General features: G+C 62.7%; 21 protein-coding genes. 12 read left to right on the top strand and 9 right to left on the bottom strand.

Going from position 1 to position 21,636, the window contains the following annotated elements:
* Positions 1–48: 48 nt before the first annotated feature.
* Positions 49–519, top strand: coding sequence for an Lrp/AsnC family transcriptional regulator (locus tag CEW83_RS00225; protein WP_108947551.1), 471 nt, complete (start codon positions 49–51; stop codon positions 517–519).
* A gap of 2 nt (positions 520–521) precedes the next feature.
* Here CEW83_RS00225 and CEW83_RS00220 read toward each other — a convergent pair whose 3' ends face one another.
* Positions 522–1,295: an EAL domain-containing protein gene (locus tag CEW83_RS00220; RefSeq protein ID WP_234418946.1), complete on the bottom strand. Its 774-nt coding sequence runs from the start codon at positions 1,293–1,295 to the stop codon at positions 522–524.
* 333 nt (positions 1,296–1,628) lie between these two features.
* On the opposite strand from CEW83_RS00220, the gene CEW83_RS00215 reads away from it, so the two are divergent.
* From CEW83_RS00215 to CEW83_RS00180, 8 genes are all read left to right on the top strand, one after another.
* Entirely contained in the window at positions 1,629–2,306 is a 678-nt protein-coding gene (locus CEW83_RS00215) for a FadR/GntR family transcriptional regulator (protein ID WP_108947549.1), read from the top strand.
* A 34-nt stretch (positions 2,307–2,340) separates the two neighbouring features.
* Entirely contained in the window at positions 2,341–3,147 is an 807-nt protein-coding gene (locus tag CEW83_RS00210) for a transporter substrate-binding domain-containing protein (RefSeq protein WP_108947548.1), read from the top strand.
* A gap of 75 nt (positions 3,148–3,222) precedes the next feature.
* A complete protein-coding gene (locus CEW83_RS00205) occupies positions 3,223–3,891 on the top strand; it encodes an amino acid ABC transporter permease (protein ID WP_108947547.1) in 669 nt (222 codons plus the stop codon).
* A complete protein-coding gene (locus tag CEW83_RS00200; RefSeq protein WP_108947546.1) occupies positions 3,891–4,544 on the top strand; it encodes an amino acid ABC transporter permease in 654 nt (217 codons plus the stop codon). Before CEW83_RS00205 ends, CEW83_RS00200 begins: the two co-directional genes overlap by 1 nt.
* Positions 4,531–5,265 (top strand): amino acid ABC transporter ATP-binding protein, encoded by a 735-nt coding sequence (locus tag CEW83_RS00195; protein WP_108947545.1) that lies wholly within the window; start codon positions 4,531–4,533, stop codon positions 5,263–5,265. Before CEW83_RS00200 ends, CEW83_RS00195 begins: the two co-directional genes overlap by 14 nt.
* Before the next feature lie 132 nt (positions 5,266–5,397).
* Complete coding sequence (locus tag CEW83_RS00190; RefSeq protein WP_234418945.1) at positions 5,398–5,841, top strand: NfeD family protein; 444 nt, start codon at positions 5,398–5,400, stop codon at positions 5,839–5,841.
* A gap of 81 nt (positions 5,842–5,922) precedes the next feature.
* Positions 5,923–6,786 carry an SPFH domain-containing protein gene (locus CEW83_RS00185; protein WP_108947544.1) on the top strand — a complete coding sequence of 288 codons (864 nt, stop codon included), beginning with the start codon at positions 5,923–5,925 and terminating at the stop codon, positions 6,784–6,786.
* A 113-nt stretch (positions 6,787–6,899) separates the two neighbouring features.
* Entirely contained in the window at positions 6,900–7,367 is a 468-nt protein-coding gene (locus CEW83_RS00180) for a TerB family tellurite resistance protein (protein WP_108947543.1), read from the top strand.
* An 81-nt stretch (positions 7,368–7,448) separates the two neighbouring features.
* Here the strand turns inward: CEW83_RS00180 and CEW83_RS00175 are convergent, their stop codons facing one another.
* The 5 genes from CEW83_RS00175 to CEW83_RS00155 form a co-directional block, all read right to left on the bottom strand.
* Positions 7,449–9,473, bottom strand: a complete 2,025-nt coding sequence (locus CEW83_RS00175; RefSeq protein WP_108951094.1) for a methyl-accepting chemotaxis protein — start codon at positions 9,471–9,473, stop codon at positions 7,449–7,451.
* Positions 9,474–9,599: 126 nt separating this feature from the next.
* Positions 9,600–10,253, bottom strand: a complete 654-nt coding sequence (locus CEW83_RS20930) for a CerR family C-terminal domain-containing protein (RefSeq protein ID WP_159099350.1) — start codon at positions 10,251–10,253, stop codon at positions 9,600–9,602.
* Between the two features lie 16 nt (positions 10,254–10,269).
* Positions 10,270–11,409: an ABC transporter permease gene (locus CEW83_RS00165; protein WP_108947542.1), complete on the bottom strand. Its 1,140-nt coding sequence runs from the start codon at positions 11,407–11,409 to the stop codon at positions 10,270–10,272.
* 3 nt (positions 11,410–11,412) lie between these two features.
* On the bottom strand, positions 11,413–14,184 hold the full coding sequence (rbbA, locus tag CEW83_RS00160; protein ID WP_108947541.1) for a ribosome-associated ATPase/putative transporter RbbA: 2,772 nt from the start codon (positions 14,182–14,184) through the stop codon (positions 11,413–11,415).
* Between the two features lie 4 nt (positions 14,185–14,188).
* On the bottom strand, positions 14,189–15,175 hold the full coding sequence (locus tag CEW83_RS00155) for an HlyD family secretion protein (protein ID WP_108947540.1): 987 nt from the start codon (positions 15,173–15,175) through the stop codon (positions 14,189–14,191).
* 231 nt (positions 15,176–15,406) lie between these two features.
* Here CEW83_RS00155 and xpt point away from each other — a divergent pair, with 231 nt between their 5' ends.
* Together xpt and CEW83_RS00145 are read left to right on the top strand one after the other, a co-directional pair.
* Positions 15,407–16,015: a xanthine phosphoribosyltransferase gene (gene xpt / locus CEW83_RS00150; protein WP_108947539.1), complete on the top strand. Its 609-nt coding sequence runs from the start codon at positions 15,407–15,409 to the stop codon at positions 16,013–16,015.
* Between the two features lie 120 nt (positions 16,016–16,135).
* Positions 16,136–16,996, top strand: coding sequence for an HDOD domain-containing protein (locus tag CEW83_RS00145; protein ID WP_108951093.1), 861 nt, complete (start codon positions 16,136–16,138; stop codon positions 16,994–16,996).
* On the opposite strand, the gene CEW83_RS00140 is transcribed toward CEW83_RS00145, so the two are convergent.
* Positions 16,997–17,947 carry an alpha/beta hydrolase gene (locus tag CEW83_RS00140; protein ID WP_108947538.1) on the bottom strand — a complete coding sequence of 317 codons (951 nt, stop codon included), beginning with the start codon at positions 17,945–17,947 and terminating at the stop codon, positions 16,997–16,999. It lies immediately after the preceding gene.
* A 200-nt stretch (positions 17,948–18,147) separates the two neighbouring features.
* Here CEW83_RS00140 and ppk2 point away from each other — a divergent pair, with 200 nt between their 5' ends.
* Positions 18,148–19,314, top strand: a complete 1,167-nt coding sequence (gene ppk2 / locus CEW83_RS00135) for a polyphosphate kinase 2 (RefSeq protein ID WP_108947537.1) — start codon at positions 18,148–18,150, stop codon at positions 19,312–19,314.
* 56 nt (positions 19,315–19,370) lie between these two features.
* On the opposite strand, the gene CEW83_RS00130 is transcribed toward ppk2, so the two are convergent.
* Positions 19,371–19,922, bottom strand: a complete 552-nt coding sequence (locus CEW83_RS00130) for an NUDIX domain-containing protein (protein WP_108947536.1) — start codon at positions 19,920–19,922, stop codon at positions 19,371–19,373.
* Positions 19,923–20,147: 225 nt separating this feature from the next.
* Positions 20,148–21,617, bottom strand: coding sequence for an NADH-quinone oxidoreductase subunit NuoN (nuoN, locus tag CEW83_RS00125; protein ID WP_108947535.1), 1,470 nt, complete (start codon positions 21,615–21,617; stop codon positions 20,148–20,150).
* Between the last annotated feature and the right edge of the window lie 19 nt (positions 21,618–21,636).

Below are 21,636 nucleotides of genomic sequence, written 5' to 3'. Positions count from 1 at the left end.
GGATCGACGAATATTTCGTGCATCAAATCGCAATAAGTTGCACAAACCATGATCGACCTCGACAAATACGACCTGCAACTGCTGTCCGAACTGCAAACCGACGGCCGGGCATCCAATGCGGTGCTCGCCGATCGCATTCATCTCTCACCCTCACAGGTCAGTCGTCGGGTGCAACGGCTGGAGCAGTCCGGATTCATCGAGCGCTACGTCGCGCTGCTGCGCCCGGCCGCAGTCGGTCTCGGGGTGACCGCTTTCGTCAACGTTTCGCTGGAACGTCATGGCGAGGTCCACACCGATGCCTTCACCGACGCAATTCGCGACATGGAAGAAGTGCTCGAATGCTTCGCCATCAGTGGCGAGGCAGACTACCTGCTGCGGGTCATGACCCCGAGCCTGCCCGCACTGTCGGATTTCATGCTGCACCGCCTGATGCGGATCGGCGGGGTGCGCAGCGTCAAATCGAATATCGCGCTGACCGAACTCAAACGCAGCACGAGACTGCCGCTTGATCACCTCTAGGGTCAGCCCCCAGCAAGCTCAGCCAGCACAGCCGGATCCGGCCTTGGAATCGCTTCGAAAGCGGGACGTGCGTACAGATAGCCCTGGTGCAGCGTGATACCGAGATCAAGCAGGCAGCGCGCCTCTTCGAGCGTTTCCACGCCCTCGGCGATCAGGGTGCATGGCAGCTCGCGCGCAAGCGACACCATGTGGGCAACGATGATTCGGCGCACGCGATCCTTGTCGATATTGCGGATCAGGTCCATGTCGAGCTTGAGCACATCGGGCTGCAGGCGGATAAGCAGGTTGAGGCCCGCGTAGCCGGCACCGAAGTCATCCACTGCCGTGCCCATGCCCATCGCGCGGTACTCGTCGACGATGCGCCGCAGATGGCCATCAGCACGCACCTCCTCGACCTCGGTAATCTCGAACTGCAGACGCTCAAGCGGAAAGCCGACCCGTGCAGCGGCCTCGACCGTCGCGCGGATGCAGGCCTTCGGCTCATACACCGCGTTGGGCAGAAAGTTGATGCTCAGACGTCCGGGCATGCCGAGACTGTGGGCAAGCTCGATTGCGCGGATGCGGCACTGCTGATCGAAGGCGTAGCGATTTTCGTCGGTCACCTTGGACAGAACCGAAAATGCCCCCTCCCCATTGACGCCTCTAACAAGCGCTTCCCAGCCCCAGACATCAGCGGCGGCAAAGTCGTAGATCGGCTGAAATGCCATCGAGAATGAGAAGTCGAGCGCTGCGATATCACGGCAGCGATTGCACCCAGGAGCAGGGCCACTGTTCATGCTTGTCATCCATAGGTTTGTCAGCGTCAAGAATAGCAGGATCGGATCATGGCCCTTGTGAAGTTGTCCCTGAACCAGCCGCAACGCAAACATCGTGAACGACCTCGCCCCTGCCTGCTCTCTGACACCACCGCCCCGGATCGCGCCCCATGGTGGTTCCTCCATCGTCCCACGATCCCCAAATCGGGGCGCAAGCACCTCAATAAGAACGCCTAGCGGCGGTCTCAGCCGCATGAATCAGCGCAGAAAAGGGGTGTTCGGGACCTGGCACGGCTCCTGCTAAGACTGGCCTAACCGGTCTGACCAGTCAGGCCATCACCCTCAGAGACCCCGATGCCAAGCATTGCCAACCTCGCAGCCCAGGCGCTTCAGCGCCGCATCATCGACCGGGAGTTCCCCAACGGCAGCGCCCTGCCCTCGCAGCGCGAGCTCGCCGAACAGCTGTCGATCAGCCGTGCATCGCTGCGCGAAGCGATCTCCACGCTCGAGGCACTGGGGCTGGTGCGCACACAACCGGGAAAAGGCGTGTTCGTCACCGCCGGCAGTCGCCCCGATCCTGCGCACCCGCCACGTGGTATCGCAAACATGACGCCCCAGGCCCTGATCGAGTTCCGTGCCGTGCTCGAACCGGCCTGGGCCAGCCTGGCCGCGCGCCATATCGACGCCGAGGGGCTGGCGCAGCTCGAGGCGATACAGACCGGCATGGAACATGCACTCAAAGCCTGCGACCTGGTGATGGCCGCCGACTGGGACCTTCAGTTTCACCTGCTGCTTGCCGAGCTGTGCGGCAACCCTGGCCTGGCGAGCATTGCAAACCAGTTCAGCGAACAGATCAGCCACTCGCTGCGCCTGCCCTTTTCCGACCCTGCCGGGGTCTGGGAGCCGGCCGACGAACACCGCCGCATCATCGCTGCAATCTCGGCGGGCGATACAGCCGCGGCCGGTGCAGCAATGCGCGCACACCTCAGCGCCGCCGCACGTCGCGTCGGCATCGATTCACCCGAGTTCTGACCCTTTCCTCACATCAACCCCAAGGAGTTTTCACATGAAGTCCAGCCGCCGCCCTTTCCTTCGCAGCCTGTGTGGCCTCGTTGCCGGCGTTGCCGTTGCCAGCGTGATCGGCACCACTGATGCGCAGGCCGATGTACTTGCAGGCATTCAGCAAGCCGGCACACTGCGCGTCGCCGTACCGCAGGATTTCCCGCCCTTCGGCAGCGTGGGCACGGACCTCCAGCCCCGTGGCTACGATATCGACATGGCCAAGCTGATCGGCAAGGAACTCGGCGTCAAGGTCGAGCTGATTCCGGTCACCAGCACCAACCGCATCCCCTATCTGACCACCGGCAAGGCCGATCTGGTGATCTCCAGCCTGGGCAAGAACCCCGACCGTGAGAAGGTGATCGACTTCAGCGACGCCTACGCCCCCTTCTTCAATGGCGTGTTCGGCCCGGAAGACGTCAAGCTGACCAAGGCTGAAGAGCTGGCCGGCAAGACGATCGGCGTGACCCGCGGCTCGGTGGAAGACCTCGAGTTGACCAAGATTGCACCGGCCTCGCTGACGATCAAGCGCTTCGAGGATAACAACTCGACCATCTCGGCCTACCTCACCGGCCAGGTGCAGTTCATCGCCACCGGCAACGTGGTGGCCGCAGCGGTCAATGACATGACCAAGCTGCGCCGCCTCAGCGCCAAGTTCCTGATCAAGAACTCGCCGTGCTACGTCGGCGTTGCCAAGGGCGAAACCGCGCTGACGGCCAAGGTGAACGCGATCATCGCCAAGGCCAAGCAGGATGGCGCACTCAACGAGATCTCCCAGCGCTGGCTCAACGCTGCGCTGCCCAAGGATCTGTAAGCAGCTTCCGGTGCACCGGGGCGGAGTGATTCCCGCCCCGGAGGTCCTTCTGATCCGTTGCTTCGGGAACTCGCGATGGCATACCAATTCGATTTCACCCCGGTGTTCGGAAACGCCGGGCTGCTGGCAACAGGCGCCGGTTTTACCCTCGCCCTGACCGCTGTCGGGGCCGTTCTTGGCATTGGTCTCGGCGTTGTTGGCGCAGTCTGTCGTGCCTGGAAACTCGCACCCTTCGACCGACTCTTCGGCCTCTACGTCGAAGTGATCCGCAACACGCCTTTTCTGGTCCAGCTGTTCTTCATTTTCTTCGGCCTGCCAGCGCTCGGCATCAAGATGACCGAGTGGCAGGCCGCTGTGCTCGCCATGGTGATCAACCTCGGCGCCTATTCCACCGAGATCATCCGTGCCGGCATCCAGGCCACCCCCCGCGGCCAGATCGAAGCGGCAGAATCGCTGGCGATGACGCGCACCCAGACCTTCAAGCATGTGGTGTTGCGCCCGGCCCTGGCCAAGGTCTGGCCGGCGCTGACGAGCCAGGTGATCATCGTCATGCTCGGCTCGGCCGTGTGTTCGCAGATCGCCACCGAAGAGCTGACCTTCGCTGCCAACTTCATCCAGTCGCGCAGCTTCCGCGCATTCGAAACCTATTTCGTGACCACGGCCATCTACTTCGTCATGGCCTTGCTGATCCGCCAGTTGCTGATACAGCTCGGACAGCGCTTCGTCGTCGGGAGGGCGCGCTGATGTTCGTACAGTTCTCCACCTGGGACATCGTCCGCAACCTGCTCGAAGGCGGAAAATGGACCCTCGGCCTGTCACTGATCGCTTTCATCCTCGGCGGTGGCGTCGGCCTCGTGGTCCTGTTTGCCCGCATCGCCCACAACCGCCTGCTGCAATCCATCGCCAAGGCGTATATCGAAGTCTTTCAGGGCACGCCGCTGCTGATGCAGCTCTTCATCGTGTTCTTCGGCCTGTCACTCGCCGGTGTGGATGTGTCGCCCTGGTTTGCGGCAGCCGCCGGACTCACCCTGTTTACCAGCGCCTACCTTGCGGAGATCTGGCGCGGCTGCGTGGAGTCGGTGCCCAAGGGGCAGTGGGAAGCCTCAACCAGCCTGGCCCTGTCCTACCCGCAGCAGATGCGCTACATCGTGCTGCCGCAGGCGCTGCGCATCGCCATCGCGCCGACGGTGGGTTTCTCGGTTCAGGTCGTGAAGGGAACTGCGGTGACCTCCATCATCGGCTTTACCGAGCTGACCAAGACCGGCTCGATGCTCGCCAACGCTACCTTCCAGCCCTTCCTCGTGTTCGGTCTGGTCGCGGTGGGCTACTTCATCCTCTGTTATCCGCTCTCGCTGTACGCAAAAAGCCTGGAGAAGAAATTCCATGTCGCTCGTTAAGATCACCGGCCTGCACAAACACTTCGGCAGCAACCATGTCCTCAAGGGCATCGACCTGGAAGTCGCGCAGGGTGACGTCATCGCCCTGATCGGTCGCAGCGGCTCGGGCAAGAGCACCCTGCTGCGCACCATCAACGGGCTGGAGACCATCGACAAGGGCGAGCTGATGGTGGACGGCACCGCGCTCCACGACGGCAAGGGCGACTTGCGCGCGCTGCGGCAGAAGGTCGGCATGGTCTTCCAGCAGTTCAACCTCTTCCCGCATCTGACCGCCGGTCAGAACGTGATGCTTGCACCCACCGTGGTCAAGGGCATGGCAAAGAAGGAAGTGGAGGACATCGCGCGGGAAATGATGCTCAAGGTCGGACTCTCGGACAAGTTCGACAGTTTCCCGGATCAGCTCTCGGGTGGTCAGCAGCAGCGCGTGGCGATTGCCCGCGCGCTGGCGATGCAGCCCAAGGTGCTGCTGTGCGACGAGATCACCTCGGCACTCGACCCGGAACTGGTCAGCGAAGTGCTCGCAGTGGTGCGCCAGCTCGCCACCGAAGGCATGACACTGATCATGGTCACCCACGAGATGCGCTTCGCCCGCGATGTCGGCAACAAGCTGATCTTCATGCACCACGGCCGCATCCACGAAAGCGGCGACCCGAAGGCCATCTTCGCCGCGCCGCAGACACCCGAGCTGGCAAACTTCGTGGGATCGGTGCTGACCGTCTGACCGGCACGTGCTGCGCCCCCGGCACGGGTCTGATCCCTGCACGCGGGGCGCCGCCGCAGCACGGCCGCGCGGCGACATTCCGCACGGCTGACCGTCATGAGCTCGCGTTACAATGCGCGCATGGAGAACTTCATGACTATCGAATGGTGGCACTGGACGGTAGGCGGCATTGCCCTCGTCCTGCTCGAACTGGCCATCCCGGCCTTCTTTGTGATCTGGTTCGGCTTCGGCGCGCTGCTGCTGAGCCTGCTCATGCTCGTCGCGCCCTCCATGCCGATGACGGCCCAGATCCTGCTGTGGCTGGCGGCATCCGTTGCGATGATGATCCTGTGGTTCAGGGTATTCAAACGCAACGCACACAAGACGCTGGTTGGCACCGCAGACGGCGACGTGATCGGCGAGGCCGGACTGCTCGTCAATGCCGTCGCCCCCTACCAGCGCGGCAAGGTGCGCTTCCAGCGGCCGATCCTCGGCGCCGAGGAATGGGCGTGCACGGCAGAAAGCGATATTGCTGCGGGCGAGCGCGTCAGGATCGTCAGCGTCGAGGGCAGCTTCGTCAAGGTGGCGAAGGCCTGATCACCGGCGGACGCGTGCGTCGCACCCGCGACACCCCCGACGCGCCCGCACCCGGACATACAACACACGGAGTAAGCATTCATGACATCGGGTCTGGCAATTGCGCTGGCACTACTGGTTTTTGTCGTCATCACCATCGCCAAGGGCGTCCGCCTCGTGCCGCAGGGCGAAGAATGGGTCGTCGAGCGTCTGGGCAAGTACTACGGCACCCTGCGCCCCGGCCTCAACATCCTCATTCCCTACCTCGACAACGTCGCCTACAAGCTGATTACCAAGGATCTCATCCTCGACGTACAGGAACAGGAGGTCATCACCCGCGACAACGCGGTGATCCGCACGAACGCCATTGCCTTCGTGAAGATCACCGACCCGGTGAAGGCGGTGTATGGCGTCACTGATTTCTCCGAGGCCATCCGTAACCTGATCATGACCACGCTGCGCTCGATCGTCGGCGAGATGGAACTCGACGAGGCGCTGTCCTCGCGCGACAAGATCAAGACCCGCCTGCGCGAGAGCATCGCCGACGAAGCGGTGGACTGGGGCCTGACGGTGAAGTCGGTCGAGATCCAGGACATCAACCCGTCCGATTCGATGCAGCGCGCCATGGAAATGCAGGCTGCGGCAGAACGCGAACGAAAGGCTGCGGTGACGAAGGCCGAGGGCGCCAAGCAGGCGGCGATTCTCGAGGCTGAAGCCCGTCTTGAAGCCGCAAAGCGCGATGCCAGCGCCCAGGTGATGCTGGCCGAAGCGTCGGCCGAGTCGATCCGTCGCGTAAGCAACTCGATCGGCGACCAGACCACGCCAATGCTGTACCTGCTTGGCGAGAAGTACATTGCGGCCATGGAAAGCCTCAGCGAATCGAGCAATGCGAAGGTCGTCGTACTCCCGGCGGACCTGCAGGAAACCCTGCGCGGACTCGTCGGCAAGGTTGGCATGCGCAGCTGATTTCAGGCCCGCACCGTGGCTCGCGTCAATTTCCAGCGGGAAAGAACGCCGGCCACAGGAACCTCTGCGGGCACAATGCGCTCTGCCTTCCTGTATTCCAAACGGACATGACAATGCTTCGCACGCTGAAAGACCTCTTCAACAGCTTCGCACCGGCCAGCGAGGGCGCGGTCGGCGGTCACGACGAACATACGCTGCAACTGGCCACCGCCGTGCTGCTGGTGGAAGTAATGCGCAGCGATGCCGAGGTGGATGAAACTGAACGCGCAGCAATTCTTTCCGCACTCGGCAAGCGCTTCGGGCTGGGCGGCGACGAGCGCGCACGCCTGCTCGAACTCGCCGAAACCGCGTCGAGCGAGGCGGTGGATTTTCACCGCTTCACCTCACGCATCAACAATGGCTTCGACGCCGGGGAAAAGGCCCGCGTGATCGAACTGATGTGGGAGATCACCTACGCCGACGGCCATCTCAGCAATCACGAGAACCACCTGATGCGCAAGATCGCCGACCTGCTGCACGTGTCGCATGCCGACTACATCAGCGCCAAGCAACGCGCGCGCGCGAGCACACGCACGTCCTGACCCACGAGATCTGTCCCACGACCTCTGACCCAGGGTCTCTGACGCAAGACACCCAACGCAAGACACCCGACGCAAGCCCGTTCAGACCTTGAAGCGCACCACCTTCTGTTCGAGTTCGGTCGCCAGCGTGCGCAGTGACGCCGCGGTGTTTGCCGTATCGCTCACTGCGGCACTGTTGTCCTCGGCCCGCTGGGCGATGCGCTCCACATTGCGGGCAATTTCGGCACTCGCACTGCTTTGTTCGCGCAGCGCAAGCGAGATATCGCTCACTGCGCGCAGGACCTCACGCGCCCCATCGTTGATCTGAGCCATCGACTGACCCGCGCGGGTCGTCAGTTCAGCCCCGTCGCGCACGCGGGCCACGCCGGCCTGCATCGAATCGACCGCGTTTTCCGTGCCCTGACCGATCGACGAAGCCATCTCGGTAATCTCTTCGGTCGCCGCCGCGGTGCGCTCGGCCAGCTTGCGCACTTCGTCGGCAACCACCGCGAAGCCGCGCCCGCTCTCGCCCGCACGCGCCGCCTCGATTGCGGCGTTGAGCGCAAGCAGGTTGGTCTGATCCGCGATCTGCTTGATGACGACGACCATGGAACCGATCTGCCGCGCCTTCTCACCCAGCTCGCCGATGACCGCGGCCGATGAATGCACGGCCTCGGCAATCCGCTCCATCTCGCTCACGGTCTTCCGCATGACCTCGCCGCCATCGGTGGAGAGCTGATCGGAGGTCTCCGCAAGGCCTTGCGCAGTCGCCGCGTGGCGCGAGATCTCGTCGATCCCGACCGTCATCTCCTCGATTGCCGCCGCCATGCCGGTGGCCGCCTCGCTCTGCGACGAAGAGCCGGCCGCCACATTCCTGGCCGCATCCGACATCTCGGAGGATGCACGCACGAGCCGTTCCCCGCCGCGCTGAATTTCGCCGATCAGGCCCCCGACATCCTTTGCAATCGCATTGAATGCGTCGGCCACGTCAAGCAGTTCATCCCTGGCACTGAAGGACACGCGCGTGCGGTAATCACCACCTGAAAGCTGCTTCGCGCCCAGATTGAGCTCGCGCACCGAGCGCAGAATCGAAAAATAGATCCCGAAAAGGAGGTAGCCGGCAAGGAGCAGCGCGACCGCTGCGACCGCAACCTCGAAGTAGAGCTTGTTCCACAGCCGGTCGAGACGCTCAAGCAGCAGGCGCTCGGCCTCAGGGCGCAGGGACTCCCGGTAGTGCTTGAGCACGACATCGATCGCGCCGGTTCCGATGTTGAAGAATTCCGCCGGTGCCACCCCGAAGCCCTGCTCCAGCACCTCGGTCTGCGCGGCATCGCGGAAGCGTCCGACACCGGCCTCGACCTGTTCGAGCGCAGCGCCTAGCGATCCCTTCAGCGAAGTGTTGTCGCGTAACGCACGTCCGAGGCGGTCGCGCAACTGAGCCTCGGTCATCGCGAGTTCGGCCAGTTGCGCCACAACATGACGTTCGTCACCCGGCATCAGCACCCCACGGGCAATGATCCCGGTCGCCCGTCCGCGCAGGCGCCCGAGGCGTTCGGTGAGATCGGGGACCGAGTGCAGCATCGGGTCGATCAGGTTGTAGGTGGCGCCTTCCGGGTCGAGGGAAAGATTGGACGCATCGCCGATGTCACCGATCCAGCCGAGCATGCCCTCGATGGCCTGCGAATGGGCGCGAAAATTGTCGGACGCCGGCAACTGCAGGCCGTCCACGAGCAGTGCCTGCAGGTCCTTGCGAATTGCTCGCCACCGCGCCTGCAGGACATCCCATTCGGGCATGCGCCCGAGCTCCGCATCGACTGCGGCCATCGCGTCCTGCACGCCAAGGGCCTTCTCCGCCAGTTGCGGTCTCAGCGCTTCGCTCCCGCCGAGCACGCCGGCCGACAGGCCGCGGTGCTGCTGACTCAGCACGAGTACCGAATAGGCCTTGTCGAGCACACCGAGACCGGAAACCTCACGCTCGGTAAAGGAGATGTTCTGACGCAGGCCAACGTACACCTGCGACAGCAGCACCGCTGTCCCCAGCGCACAGACGAGGGCGATGATCGCGAACTTCCAAGGGTAGCGAAATCGATCAAGCAGCCCCATCACGGGACGAAACAGTATATCCACGGCGTGCGCTCCTGCAGTCGGCGCACCATGACGCAATATGCGCATGGCGGCAGTGTGCTCAGAATAGCAGCCCGGAATGGGGCGTCATCTGCGGATCTGAAGGGTAAGTCTGGCCGTTTTCCTGCCTTAGAGGCCACGCGCTGCAGCAATCGAAAAGTAGCGAACCGTGTCAAGAACCGCTGTGAGATCAAGCGTTTCCACCTGCAGACGGCGCTGGAGCAGGCGCCGCCCGGTCACGAAGCCAGACACCTGGGCGAGGAAGGCATGTGCGAGCAACATGGTCGCCTCTGCATCCGGCGGCAACCCCTTGAGTCGGGCAACGAGATCGCAGACCAGCTGATGGACCGGAAGCAGCATCTGGTCGAATATCATGTCGAAGGCGGCCGAAGGCGCCAGTTGCTCGCGCACGAAGAACGCATAATGCAGCAGCCCTTGCTCGCTGCCGGCAACGATATCGACACAGGCGACGATGAAATCGGCGAGCAAGGTCCCGACATCCGCGTCAGGCGCATCAAGCCCCGCGCGTGCAGTCGCGATCGCCTGCCTGATCCTGTCGCCATTGGTGTCGCACAGATGCTGGGCAACCGCCAGATAGACGCCCTGCTTGCCACCGAAGTGATACGGAATCGCAGCCTGATTCACCCCGGCGCGCGCTGCCAGCAAACGCGTGGTGACGGCCTCGTAGCCAACGCCGCCAAAGAGCTCGAGCCCGGCCGCAACCAGCCGCGCACGGGTCGCTTCGCCGGGAACCTCCGGCAGGGCCCTGTCATTCGCGCTCATGATCCGTCCTCCCCATTCAGCCCTGTGTCACCGACTTGCGGAAGCGATGCTGGGCGGCCGCAAAGAACACGGCGCCAATCACGCCGATCGCCAGAAACTGTGGCCACACCGCCTCAAAGCCTGCTCCGCGGTAAAGCACCCCTTGCGCGAGCTTGATGAAATGCGGCGTCGGTGCGACCGTCATCACCTGCTGCACCAGCTCGGGCATGCTCTCCTGCGGTGTCACCCCGCCCGACAGCAGTTGCAGGGGGATGATCACCAGGATGATCAGCAAACCGAACTGCGGCATCGAGCGTGCAAGCGTGCCGAGAAAGATGCCGATCGACGCGGTTGAAAAGAGATAGAGCGCCGCAGCCAGCAGGAACAGGGGAACCGAGCCCGCGATCGGCACCTCGAGCAGGCGATGCACCACCACGAGCAGCCCGACACTTGCGGCCAGCAGCACCACAAGCCCGTTGGCCCAGACCTTGGCCACCATGATCTCGAACGCACTCAGCGGCATCACCAGCAGGTGCTCCAGCGTGCCGTGCTCGCGCTCGCGGATGAAGGCGGCGCCCACCAGAATGATGGACAGCATGGTGATGTTGTTGATCACCTCCATCATGCCGCCAAACCACATGCCGTTCAGGTTGGGATTGAAGCGCACCCGCGGCAGCAGCTCGACCGGCGACGCCGCACTCACCTTCGCGCCATGACCGACGAAATTGAGCACCTCGCCGGCAATGATGCTCTGGATGTAGCCCGAGCCGATGAAGGACTGCGACATGATGGTGGCGTCGATGTTGAGCTGTATCACCGGCTGCCGGCCAGCCACCAGATCGCGCTGAAAGTGAGCAGGAATCACGATCGCAAACGAGTACTCGCCACGATCGAGCCCCTCGTCCATCCTGCTCGAGTCGATCAGCTGCGGCACACGGAAGTACGGTGGATAGAGTGCGTCGACAATCTGTGCCGACAGCTGCGAACCATCTTCATCGACGACCGCAACCGGCGCGTTGTGAAGTTCGCGCGACATGCCGGTCGCCGCAACGTAAAGCCCGACGGTGAAAGCCCATACGATCACAATGAGCAGGATGCGGTCGGCCGCGAGGCTGCGCAGCTCCTTGACGCCCAGGCGACCGATGTTTGCCAGCCGGCCACGACGGATTTCAGCCATGACTCAATCCTCCTGCTTGCGGAGCAAGAGCACGCACAGCCCGATCAGGACCGGCACGAACAGCATCAGCATGCCGATCGGCGCCTGCAGGCTGGCGAGCCCCAGATCCTTGGTGAAGATGCCGCGGCTGATCAGCAGAAAATAGGTTGCCGGCCACAACTCACCCACCACCCGGCCGAAGCCGTCGAGCGAAGTCACCGGATCGGTGAGGCCGGCAAACTGGATGGTCGGCAGCATGGTCAGGATCGCGGTGGCCGCAAGCGCTGCAATCTGGGTGCGGGTGAAGCTCGACACCAGCAAGCCGATCCCGGTGGTCGCGGTGACGTAGATCAGCGCCGCAGCGGACAGCAGCAGTACGCTGCCCTTGACCGGCACCTGAAACACCAGCACTGCCAGCAGCACCAGGCCGAAAAAGCTGACCATCGAAAGTCCGATATAGGGCAGCTGCTTGCCGAGCAGAAACTCGAGCCGGGTCACCGGGGTGACGTAGAGATTGGTGATGGAGCCCAGTTCCTTCTCGCGCACCACCGACAATGCGGTCAGGATGGCCGGAATGAACACCAGCAGCAGCGGAATCACGGCCGGCACCATCGCATTCAGGCTCTTGAAGTCCTGGTTGTAGCGGTAGCGGGTTTCGATGCTCACCGGCAAGGACACCGGAACGCGGCCGGTGCGGCTGGCAACCAGCTCGGTCATGGTCTGCGCGTGCAGGCCGATCACATAGCCGCGCAAGGTCTCGCCACGGAACGGCATGGCACCGTCGATCCACGCCGCGAGGCTGGGAACGTCGCCACGGCGAAGGTCGCGACCGAAGCCGGCCGGGATCTCCAGCGCGAGTGCGAGTTCGCCGCTCTGCATGCGACGGTCGAGTTCGTCCGAGTCGCGGATCGGCGCCTGCTCGACGAAGTAGCGACTGCCACCGATGTTCTCGATCACCATGCGGCTCTCCGGCGTATCGTCCCGGTCGAGCACCGCAAAGCGCAGGTTTTCGACATCGAGCGTAATGCCGAAACCGAGGATCAGCATCAGCAACACCGAGCCCAGCAACGCAAAGGTGAGACGGATCGGATCGCGACGCAATTCCAGCATCTCGCGGTAGGCATAGCCGAGCAGCCGTCTCAGACTGAACGCGGCATGCCGGTGATTCGCCGCGGAAGCCGCTGCGGCAGGTGGAGCCACCACGGCAGCCCCCGCTTCCGCAGCGGCCGGAGCGCCGCCGCCGGCGTTCGTATCAGGCCCGATCGCCTTCTCCAGCACCTCGATGAAGGCGGTCTCAAGCGTATCGGTCGCATGCGCGGCCTTCAGTGCTGCCGGCGTGTCACTGGCCAGCACACGGCCGGCATGCATCAGGCTGATGCGATCACAGCGCTCGGCCTCGTTCATGAAGTGGGTGGAGATGAAGATGGTCACGCGCTGCTCGCGCGAGAGTTCGATCAGCAAGGCCCAGAACGCATCGCGCGCCACCGGATCAACCCCGGAGGTGGGCTCGTCCAGAATCAGCAGGCGCGGCTCGTGCACCACTGCGACGGCGAGCGACAGGCGCTGACGTATGCCCAGCGGAAGGTTCTCGGAAACCGTGTCGGCCTGCTCTTCCAGCCCGAAACGCTGCAAGAGCCCGTCGACCCGCGACGCAATCCGCTCGGGTGGCAGATGAAAGAGATGCGCATGCAGATCGAGGTTCTGGCGTACCGTCAGTTCGCCGTACAGCGAGAATGCCTGCGACATGTAGCCGACCTGGCGGCGGGTTTCGAGCGAACGCGCATCGATGACCTTGCCGAACAGCAGGGCGCTGCCCTCGCTCGGCGGCAGCAGGCCGGTGAGCATCTTCATCGTCGTGGTCTTGCCACAACCGTTGGAGCCGAGAAAGCCGAAGATCTCGCCCTCGCCGATGCGAAAGCTCACGTGATCGACGGCAGTGAAGTCGCCAAAGCGCTGGGTCAGGCCTTCGGCCTCGATCACCCAGTTATCGTCGTTCTCCGGTCGTGGCGGAATCGTCAGCGCATGGTGCGTGCCGCGCCGGGCTTCGGGCAGCAAGGCGATGAACACCTCTTCCAGCGTGTCCTTGCCGGTCAGGGAGCGCAGTGCGTCAGGGCTGCCGGAGCCCAGCACTTTGCCGTCATCCATCGCTGCCAGCCAGTCGAAGCGCGCAGCCTCTTCCATGTAGGCCGTCGCCACCAGCACACTCATGCCCGGACGGCCGCGGCGGATACGGTCGATCAGTTCCCAGAACTGACGTCGTGACAAGGGATCGACACCCGTGGTGGGCTCGTCGAGGATCAACAGGTCGGGATCGTGGATCAGCGCGCAGCACAATCCGAGCTTCTGCTTCATGCCGCCCGACAGCTTCGCAGCGGGACGATCGCGGAAAGCCGAGAGACCGGTCGCCGCGAGCAGTTCGGTGATGCGACGCTCGCGCTCATGTGCCCCCTGGCCGAACAGGCGGCCAAAGAAATCGACGTTCTCGAATACCGACAGCGTCGGGTACAGATTGCGCCCCAGACCTTGCGGCATGTAGGCAATGCGTGGCTGCACCCGGCTGCGGAAATGACGATCGCCGATGTCGCCACCGAGCACCTCCACCGCACCCGTCTGGATCTTCCGCGCCCCGGCCAGCAAGGCCAGCAGCGATGACTTGCCAACGCCATCCGGTCCGATGAAGCCCGCCATGCACCCTCCCGGAACCTCGAGATCGATGTCCTCGATCGCGGCCAGCGTACGATAACGCAGCGTGACGCCGCTCAGGCGGGCAACGGGTTGGTGGAGTGCGCCAGACATGGCATTACCTCGCGGGCAGGCTGTCTGGCCACGGCTGCGTGGCATCGAGGCGCAGCCAGCCCACGGCCGGCATCCCCGGCTTGATCACGTCCGGATGGGCGGCAAGCCAGTCGGCATCAAGCTGGAGCTTGACCCTGAACATGAGCTTCTCGCGCTCGTTGCGGGTTTCGACCTCACGCGGCGTGAATTGCGCACGCTCGGCAACGAAGCTGACCCGAGCAGGCACCGCTTCCGCTCCAAGCGCATCGACCTGAAGGCGCGCCTCGGCACCCAGCTGCACCTGACCCGCCGTCTCCGCAGGCACGAATACGGTCATGAAGACATCAGACGGATCGAGCACCGTCAGCACCCGCGCACCGGACGCCAGCACTTCGCCGGGTTCGGCAAGCCGGTACAGCACCCGGCCGCTTACCGGCGCAAGGAGCCGGGCGTCATCCAGGTTGCTGCGGATGCGGGTCACATTGGCCTCGGCGGCAAGCACAGCTGCATCTGCAGCCTCCACCCGCAGGCGGCTCGCAGCCAGCGCAGCATCGGCCTGTTGCACCGCGTTGCGGTCCTGGTCCAGCCGCTGCGGCGACAGGAACTTGCGTGCCACCAGTTCCTGAGTGCGCTTCAGTGTTGTCGCCGCGAGGGCACGTTCGCTCTGGTAGCGGAGTACGGTTGCACGCGCCTCCGCAGCCGTCTGTCGGGCCTGCTGAACCAGCGCCTCAGACTGCAGCAACTGGGCCTGCAAATCGCGGGCGTCGATCAGGCCGAGCTCATCACCCTGCTCAACAAGATCCCCCTCCTTTGGGCCGAGCGCCATCAGGCGCCCCGACAATCGGGTTGCGACGTCGTACGAGGTCGACTCAAGACGACCGTTGCCAGACACGAGATTGGGCTGCGACTCGGACGCCGCCATGCCCTGCCAGACGGCGACTGCACCTGCGAGCGCGAGGACAAGAACGAGCACGAGCCAGGCTGACTTGTGCGAAGAAGAACGGGAAACCATGATGCATCCCCTCGAATGGGTGGCACGCGGTCCCGGTCGGCAAGCATGGTGTTCCAACCGGGATCCGCTGCCATTCATTTGAATGAATTATTCAAATTACTGCATTGATGGTCATCAAACATTGATCAGAAAGTGGTTTTTCCGATGCAGGTCGGCAGGTAAAGCCGCGTGCGCTAGAATGCGCCGTCCAGCCCCCCAATCTCGGGGCACGTCCGTTCACGAGCCTGCTACATGACCAATTACACCGAACTCAACGCCCCCTATGGCCCGCTGGTATCCCGGATCGAGAGCGAAGCAACGATCATTGGTGACCAGATCCTGAAGATCGACCATTTTCTGAACCACCGTATCGAGCCCGCATTCATCATGGAGCTGGGCCGCGAACTTGCCCGCCGTCTCTCCGCCTACCAGCCCTCGGTGATCCTGACCGCAGAAGCCAGCGGCATCGCCCCGGGACTGGTCGTCGCACAGGCGCTGAACGTCCCCCTCGTGTATGCAAAAAAATACGCACCGCAGGTCGAATCGCCTTTCATCTCGCGTGTCATCCCGTCGCCGACCAAGGGCGGCGAAACCAAGCTCGTGCTGTCCCAACGCTACATCCAGTCGGGTGCGCGCGTCGTAATCGTTGACGACTTCCTCTCCAATGGCCGTACCGCAGTTGCGCTGGTCGAGATGGCCCGCGAGGCAGGAGCGGTGGTGCTCGGCGCAGGCTTTGTGGTCGAAAAGCGTTTCAAGCATGGACATGAGTCCATCGCCGCATTGAACGTACCCGTTGCCACCCTGGCCCAGGTCGAACGGCTGGAGAACGGCAAGGCCATCCTGCATCAGCCGGCACCCTGAACCCGGAAGATGCTGGCTGCTCAATCAGCAGCCAAGGCAGGGGGAATTTCGCCTCGATACTCCCCCCGTTCCTGCCACCCGCGCTAAACTGCAGCAACCTCATGCTGGATGGAAAGCAAGATGCAAGACTTTGACGCGCAGGCACAGGCCTTCTCGGAGCAGATCGAAGCCGAGCTCGAAGACGGACGACTGAACTTTCCAACCTCCCTCGACGTGTCATTGAGAGTCAAGCGTCTGGCCGACGATCCGGACTCCTCGCTCGACTCCATCGCCTCGGTGGTGAAGGCCGAGCCTGTCCTCAGTGCCAAGGCTGTTCGCATGGCCAATGCCGTCCTCCTCAACCCCTACGGCTCGCGCATCGCCGACGTGAATACCGCCGTCAAACGCATCGGGCTGGCCTCCCTTCGCTGCCTCGCTTTCGCCGTCGCAGCAGAGCAGCTTTCGCAGGATCATCGCTCCAAGCACATGCGCCTGATCGCGAGCGGGTTGTGGATGCACTCGGTGGATGTGGCGTCGTGGTCCTATGCCCTCGCACGTCACCTGCGCACCGTTAATCCGGACACTGCCATGCTCGCCGGCATGATGGTCGATATCGGACAGTTCTTCCTCCTGGCCCGCGCATCGGCCTATCCTGCCCTGGAAGAAAACCTCGAACGCTTCGCCGAATTCGTTTCGGTCTGGAACGAACCGGTTGGTCGTGCGATTCTCGAAGTGTTCGAACTGCCGGAAGACGTGCTCGACGCGTTCGAATATGAAAATCCCTACGGCGGCTCCTGGCCTCCGGAAAACCTCGCCGATCTGATTTTCGTGGCTTCGCTCGCCGCCGAGACCCCGAACCCTTTCGACTCGGCACTTGGCATTCAGCGTCGCCCCGAACTGTTCGACTCGTGCATCGCCGGCATCGAGAAGGACAAGCTTGATGCGCTCCTCGACGCCGCTCGCGCGGGAAAAATGGAAATGCTTGCTGCAGTTTGCGGCTGATCAGGCCGGCCCGTACATCCGGCTGCGCAGACTTGCTGCGGCATGGGCGACGGCGAGATTTGCCTCGGGGAAGAACTTGCCCAGGGTGATGAAGCCATGAACCATGCCTTCAGCCTGAAATTGCTCGATCGCCCCGCCTTCGTCTGACACTCTCGCCGCGAAGGCGGCACAGTCGTCGACCAGCGGGTCGCATTCTGCCGTGATCAGGAGCATGGGCGGCAGGCCCGCCAGCGACCTTGCACGCATCGGCGAGGCACGCCAGTCTTCAGAGTTTCCCTCGGGCAGGTAGCGTGTGAAAAACCACTCCAGGCTTTCCTTGTCCAGAAAGAACCCGTCACTGTAGCGCGCTCGCGAAGGACGCTCGCTCAGGATCTCAGTGCTCGGGTAGATCAGCAGTACGTAAGCCGGCGTCACCCCACCCGCATCGCGCAGGGCAAGCGCGGTGACCACCGAAAGGTTCCCGCCCGCGCTGTCGCCGCCGAGCGAGATTCTCGACGGGTCGATGGCGAGCAGTTCAGCCTGATCGACCGACCAGTCGAATGCGAGGCGTGCATCATTCACTGCAGCCGGAAAGGGATTCTCCGGTGCCAGGCGATAGTCAACCGACATCACCGCACAACCGCTGCCATTGGCGAGCTCTCGACACAGTACGTCATAGCTCTCGACATCGCCGACACACCAGCCACCGCCGTGAAAATAGATCAGCATGGGCAATGCCGTTGCCGGGCTCGCCTGCAAAGGGCGGTAGTAACGCGCGAGCAGCACGCTGCCATCGGGCCGCCCGATGGGAACTTCGGTCACCGATGCGACGGCAGGTGCGTCCGGGCGAAAGGCAAACTGCAGCTTCTGAAAGGAATGCCGCGCCTGAAGGTGTGTTAGCTCATGAAAGCGGGGTGCACCGACGCGATACACCATATCGAGAAGAGACTGAGCCTGAGGCGAGAGAGGCATGGATAACACATGCCCGGCGTCATCAGCCGGGCATCCTGAAAGTGGTTGATGATGACCGGATTGTAACCAGCACCACGCAAAATAACTGCCGATAACGTGCAGTTGACCACGAGCGCAGCCGTCTTCGGAGGGACCAGCTGCGCATGAAGACATAGAATGGACCCATAAACCTATCAGAGCCCACACAAAAAGGAGCCCAGATGACAGCAAGCCCAGGGAAGCCGGCCAGCAGAAAATCGAGCAACGGCACCACGCCCCCGCGGAAAAGCCGCAAGCCCCGCCCGGTGAGCGAAGGCGACACCTCACCCGCGCTCGATGCGCTGTCGCTTGAGCAGTTCGAGATCGAGCAGGCTGTCGACGGCGCACGCGGAAGCACCGAAATGGCGGTGGGTGACATCCTCTCCAAAGCGGCAGGCGCCACTGTCAGCGAGGTCACAAAATCGCTCGAGGCCGTTCTTGCAGGCGCGTCTCCAGACGACGCACAGCTGCTGCGCAAGACCCTTCTTGCTGTCGGAGGGAGCCCAGCGCCGGCATCGACACGACCGGACGACGAACTCGCACCTGACTGGCGCATCGGCGCCTACCCGTACAAGAACCTCATGTCCCGGCGCAACTACGAAAAACAGAAGTACCGCCTGCAGGTCGAACTGCTCAAGCTTCAGGCCTGGGTCAAGGAGACCGGCCAGCGCGTCGTGATTCTGTTCGAAGGCAGGGACGCTGCCGGCAAGGGTGGCACCATCAAGCGTTACATGGAGCACCTGAATCCGCGGGGCGCGCGCGTGGTCGCGCTCGAGAAGCCCTCGGAAATGGAACGTGGCCAATGGTATTTCCAGCGCTACATCCAGCACCTTCCGACCGCGGGCGAAATCGTGCTGTTCGACCGCTCGTGGTACAACCGTGCCGGTGTCGAGCGCGTCATGAACTTCTGCACCCCCGACGAATACAGCGAGTTCATGCGCCAGGTGCCGGAATTCGAGCGCAACCTTGTGCGCAGCGGAATACACGTAGTCAAGTTCTGGTTCTCGGTCAGCCGTGAAGAGCAGCTCCGCCGCTTCAAGGAACGCGAATCGCATCCGCTCAAGCAATGGAAGCTGTCACCGATCGACCTTGCCTCCCTCGACAAGTGGGACGACTACACCAAGGCCAAGGAAGCGATGTTCTTCTATACCGACACGGCGGACGCACCGTGGACGGTCGTGAAGTCAGACTGCAAGAAGCGCGCACGCCTGAACGCGATGCGCTACGTCCTGCACAAACTGCCCTACTCGAACAAGGACCTCGACCGGATCGGCCCACTCGATCCGCTGCTGGTCGGCCGTGCCAACGTGGTGTACGAGCGCGGCGAAAAGGACACACCGATTCTCTAGCACCGTGGCCGTGGCGCACGGTGCTAGCCGTACCCCCGATGCTGGTCTTGACCGGTTCAGCGAAGATGGGGAGCGGCGAGGAACAGCGCCGTGACCGTCTTGCTGTCGGTAATCCGGCCGTCGAGCACAGCGGCAGTGGCCTCGGATGGCGAGAACGTCAGAATTTCGAGGAACTCGCCTTCGTCCCACTGATGTCCTACGTGCGTGAGTCCTGTGGCGAGGAAGACCTCGATGCGCTCGTCTGAATAGCCGATGCAAGGATGCATGACACCGAGGTGTTGCCAGACGTCGGCGACATACCCCGTCTCTTCCCTGAGTTCGCGCTTCGCACAGTCGAGAATATCCTCCCCTGCGTCGATCTTGCCTGCAGGAAGTTCGAGGAAGCTGCGATTGAGCGGATAGCGGAACTGCCGCTCGAAAATCAGCGCTCCATCGGGCATCACCGCGACGATGACGACAGCCCCTGGATGGCGGATGTATTCGCGAACAGATTCTCCTCCATCAGGCAGACGCACTCTGTCGCGCGAAACCTTCAACAGCACGCCATCGAAAACCCGCTCGGTTGAGAGTGGTGTCTCCGCAAGTGGGTCCTGATCATCCTTGTTCATGTTCTTGCCGCCTCATCTCACAGGCGCCCATCCGCCGCAGCGCAGCCGGATGAGCGCACCTTCACACAGCACGCACGGCCCTTCCTGCTGCAACCTGCTCGAGGCAGATGTGCGAACAGAAAGCAGCGGTCGAAAAAAACAGAAAGGGCGAACACCATTCACGGTCGTTCGCCCTTTCGACGCTCAGTCAGCTGTTACTGCTGCCCTTTCACCACCCCTCAAGCGTCAGAGCGATGCAAGCAGCGCGTAGGCACAGATCGACATCAAGGCCTGCGGAGCAATCCCAAGCGCCGCAACGGCAATACCGTTGGCCGAGAGCATGACGCGCAGTTCAGCAGGCGCATGGATCGGCGCCGTATCGAGCGGTTCGTCGAAGTACATGACCTTCACCACGCGCAGGTAGTAGAAGGCACCAATGACCGACATCACCACCGCGACCGCAGCAATCCAGAAGTAGCCTGCGGCAACCACCGCCTGCAGAACCGAAAGCTTGGCGAAGAAGCCGATGAAGAAAGGAACACCGGCCATCGAGAACATGACAAACATCATGACGGCCGCAAACCACGGGCTGCGCTTGTTGAGACCCTTGAAATCGTCGATCCGCTCGGCTTCGAAACCGGCGCGCGACAGCAGGATGATCATGCCGAAGGACGCCAGGCTCATGATCACGTAGGCCACGGCATAGAACATTGCCGAACTGTAGGCGTTCAGTGCGAAATGGCGCTCGCCTTCGACCACGCCCGACAACAGGCCAAGCAGCATGAAGCCCATGTGAGAGATGCCGGAATACGCCAGCATGCGCTTGATGTTCGTCTGCGAAATCGCAGCAAGGTTACCGAGAATGATCGATGCCACTGCAACGAACATGAGCATCGTCTGCCACTGCTCGGCGATGTCGAACAGGCCCCAGATCAGCAGGCGCACGGCCATTGCAAAGGCTGCGAGCTTGGGCGCCGTCGCAATGATCAGGGTCACGGCCGTCGTCGCGCCCTGATACACATCGGGCACCCACATGTGGAAGGGAACCACGCCGAGCTTGAACGAGATACCGGCAACCAGGAAAACCAGACCAAAGAGCAGTACCGACTTGTTTGCCGCCTGGTTGTAGACCGACTGGGCAACACCGGAGAACTCAAGCGTGCCGGTCGCACCGTACACCATGGACATGCCGTAGAGCAGCAGACCCGAGGCCAGCGCACCGAGCACGAAATACTTCATGCCCGCTTCGGTCGAGCGTGCCGAGTCACGGTCGAAGGCAACCAGGGCGTACAGCGCCAGCGACATCATCTCGAGACCGATGTACATCGTCAGCATGTGGTTGGACGTCACCATGACCATCATGCCGAGGGTCATCAGAATCGCCAGCAGGTAGTACTCCGGCTTGTCGATGTTGCGGTCTGCGAGGTAGCTGCGACCGTACAGGAGCGCGATGGCCATCGAGAAGTAGATCAGCACCTTCAGAAAGTCGCCCATCAGGTCGCTGATGAACATGTTGCTGAAGGTATAGCTCACCTGACCATCCATGGTAGCGATGGTGATGAACGCCGCCGCAATCAGTGTGAACTGACTCAGGAAGTAGCCGAGTGAGCGTGCAATGCTGCGCGCAAAGGTCGTGGTCAGCATGATCACGAGCGCCATCACGGCGACGAAGATCTCGGCCGCTGCGGGGTAGAAGTCGGGGACAACAAAGTTCATCTTCTGACCAGTCCGGTTA

Origin of the sequence: Parazoarcus communis (assembly GCF_003111645.1) — a bacterium.
In the GTDB taxonomy this organism is placed as follows: domain Bacteria; phylum Pseudomonadota; class Gammaproteobacteria; order Burkholderiales; family Rhodocyclaceae; genus Parazoarcus; species Parazoarcus communis_A.
The sequence above is the reverse complement of the archived record's forward strand: the minus strand, read 5'-3'. Positions and strand labels throughout refer to the sequence as shown.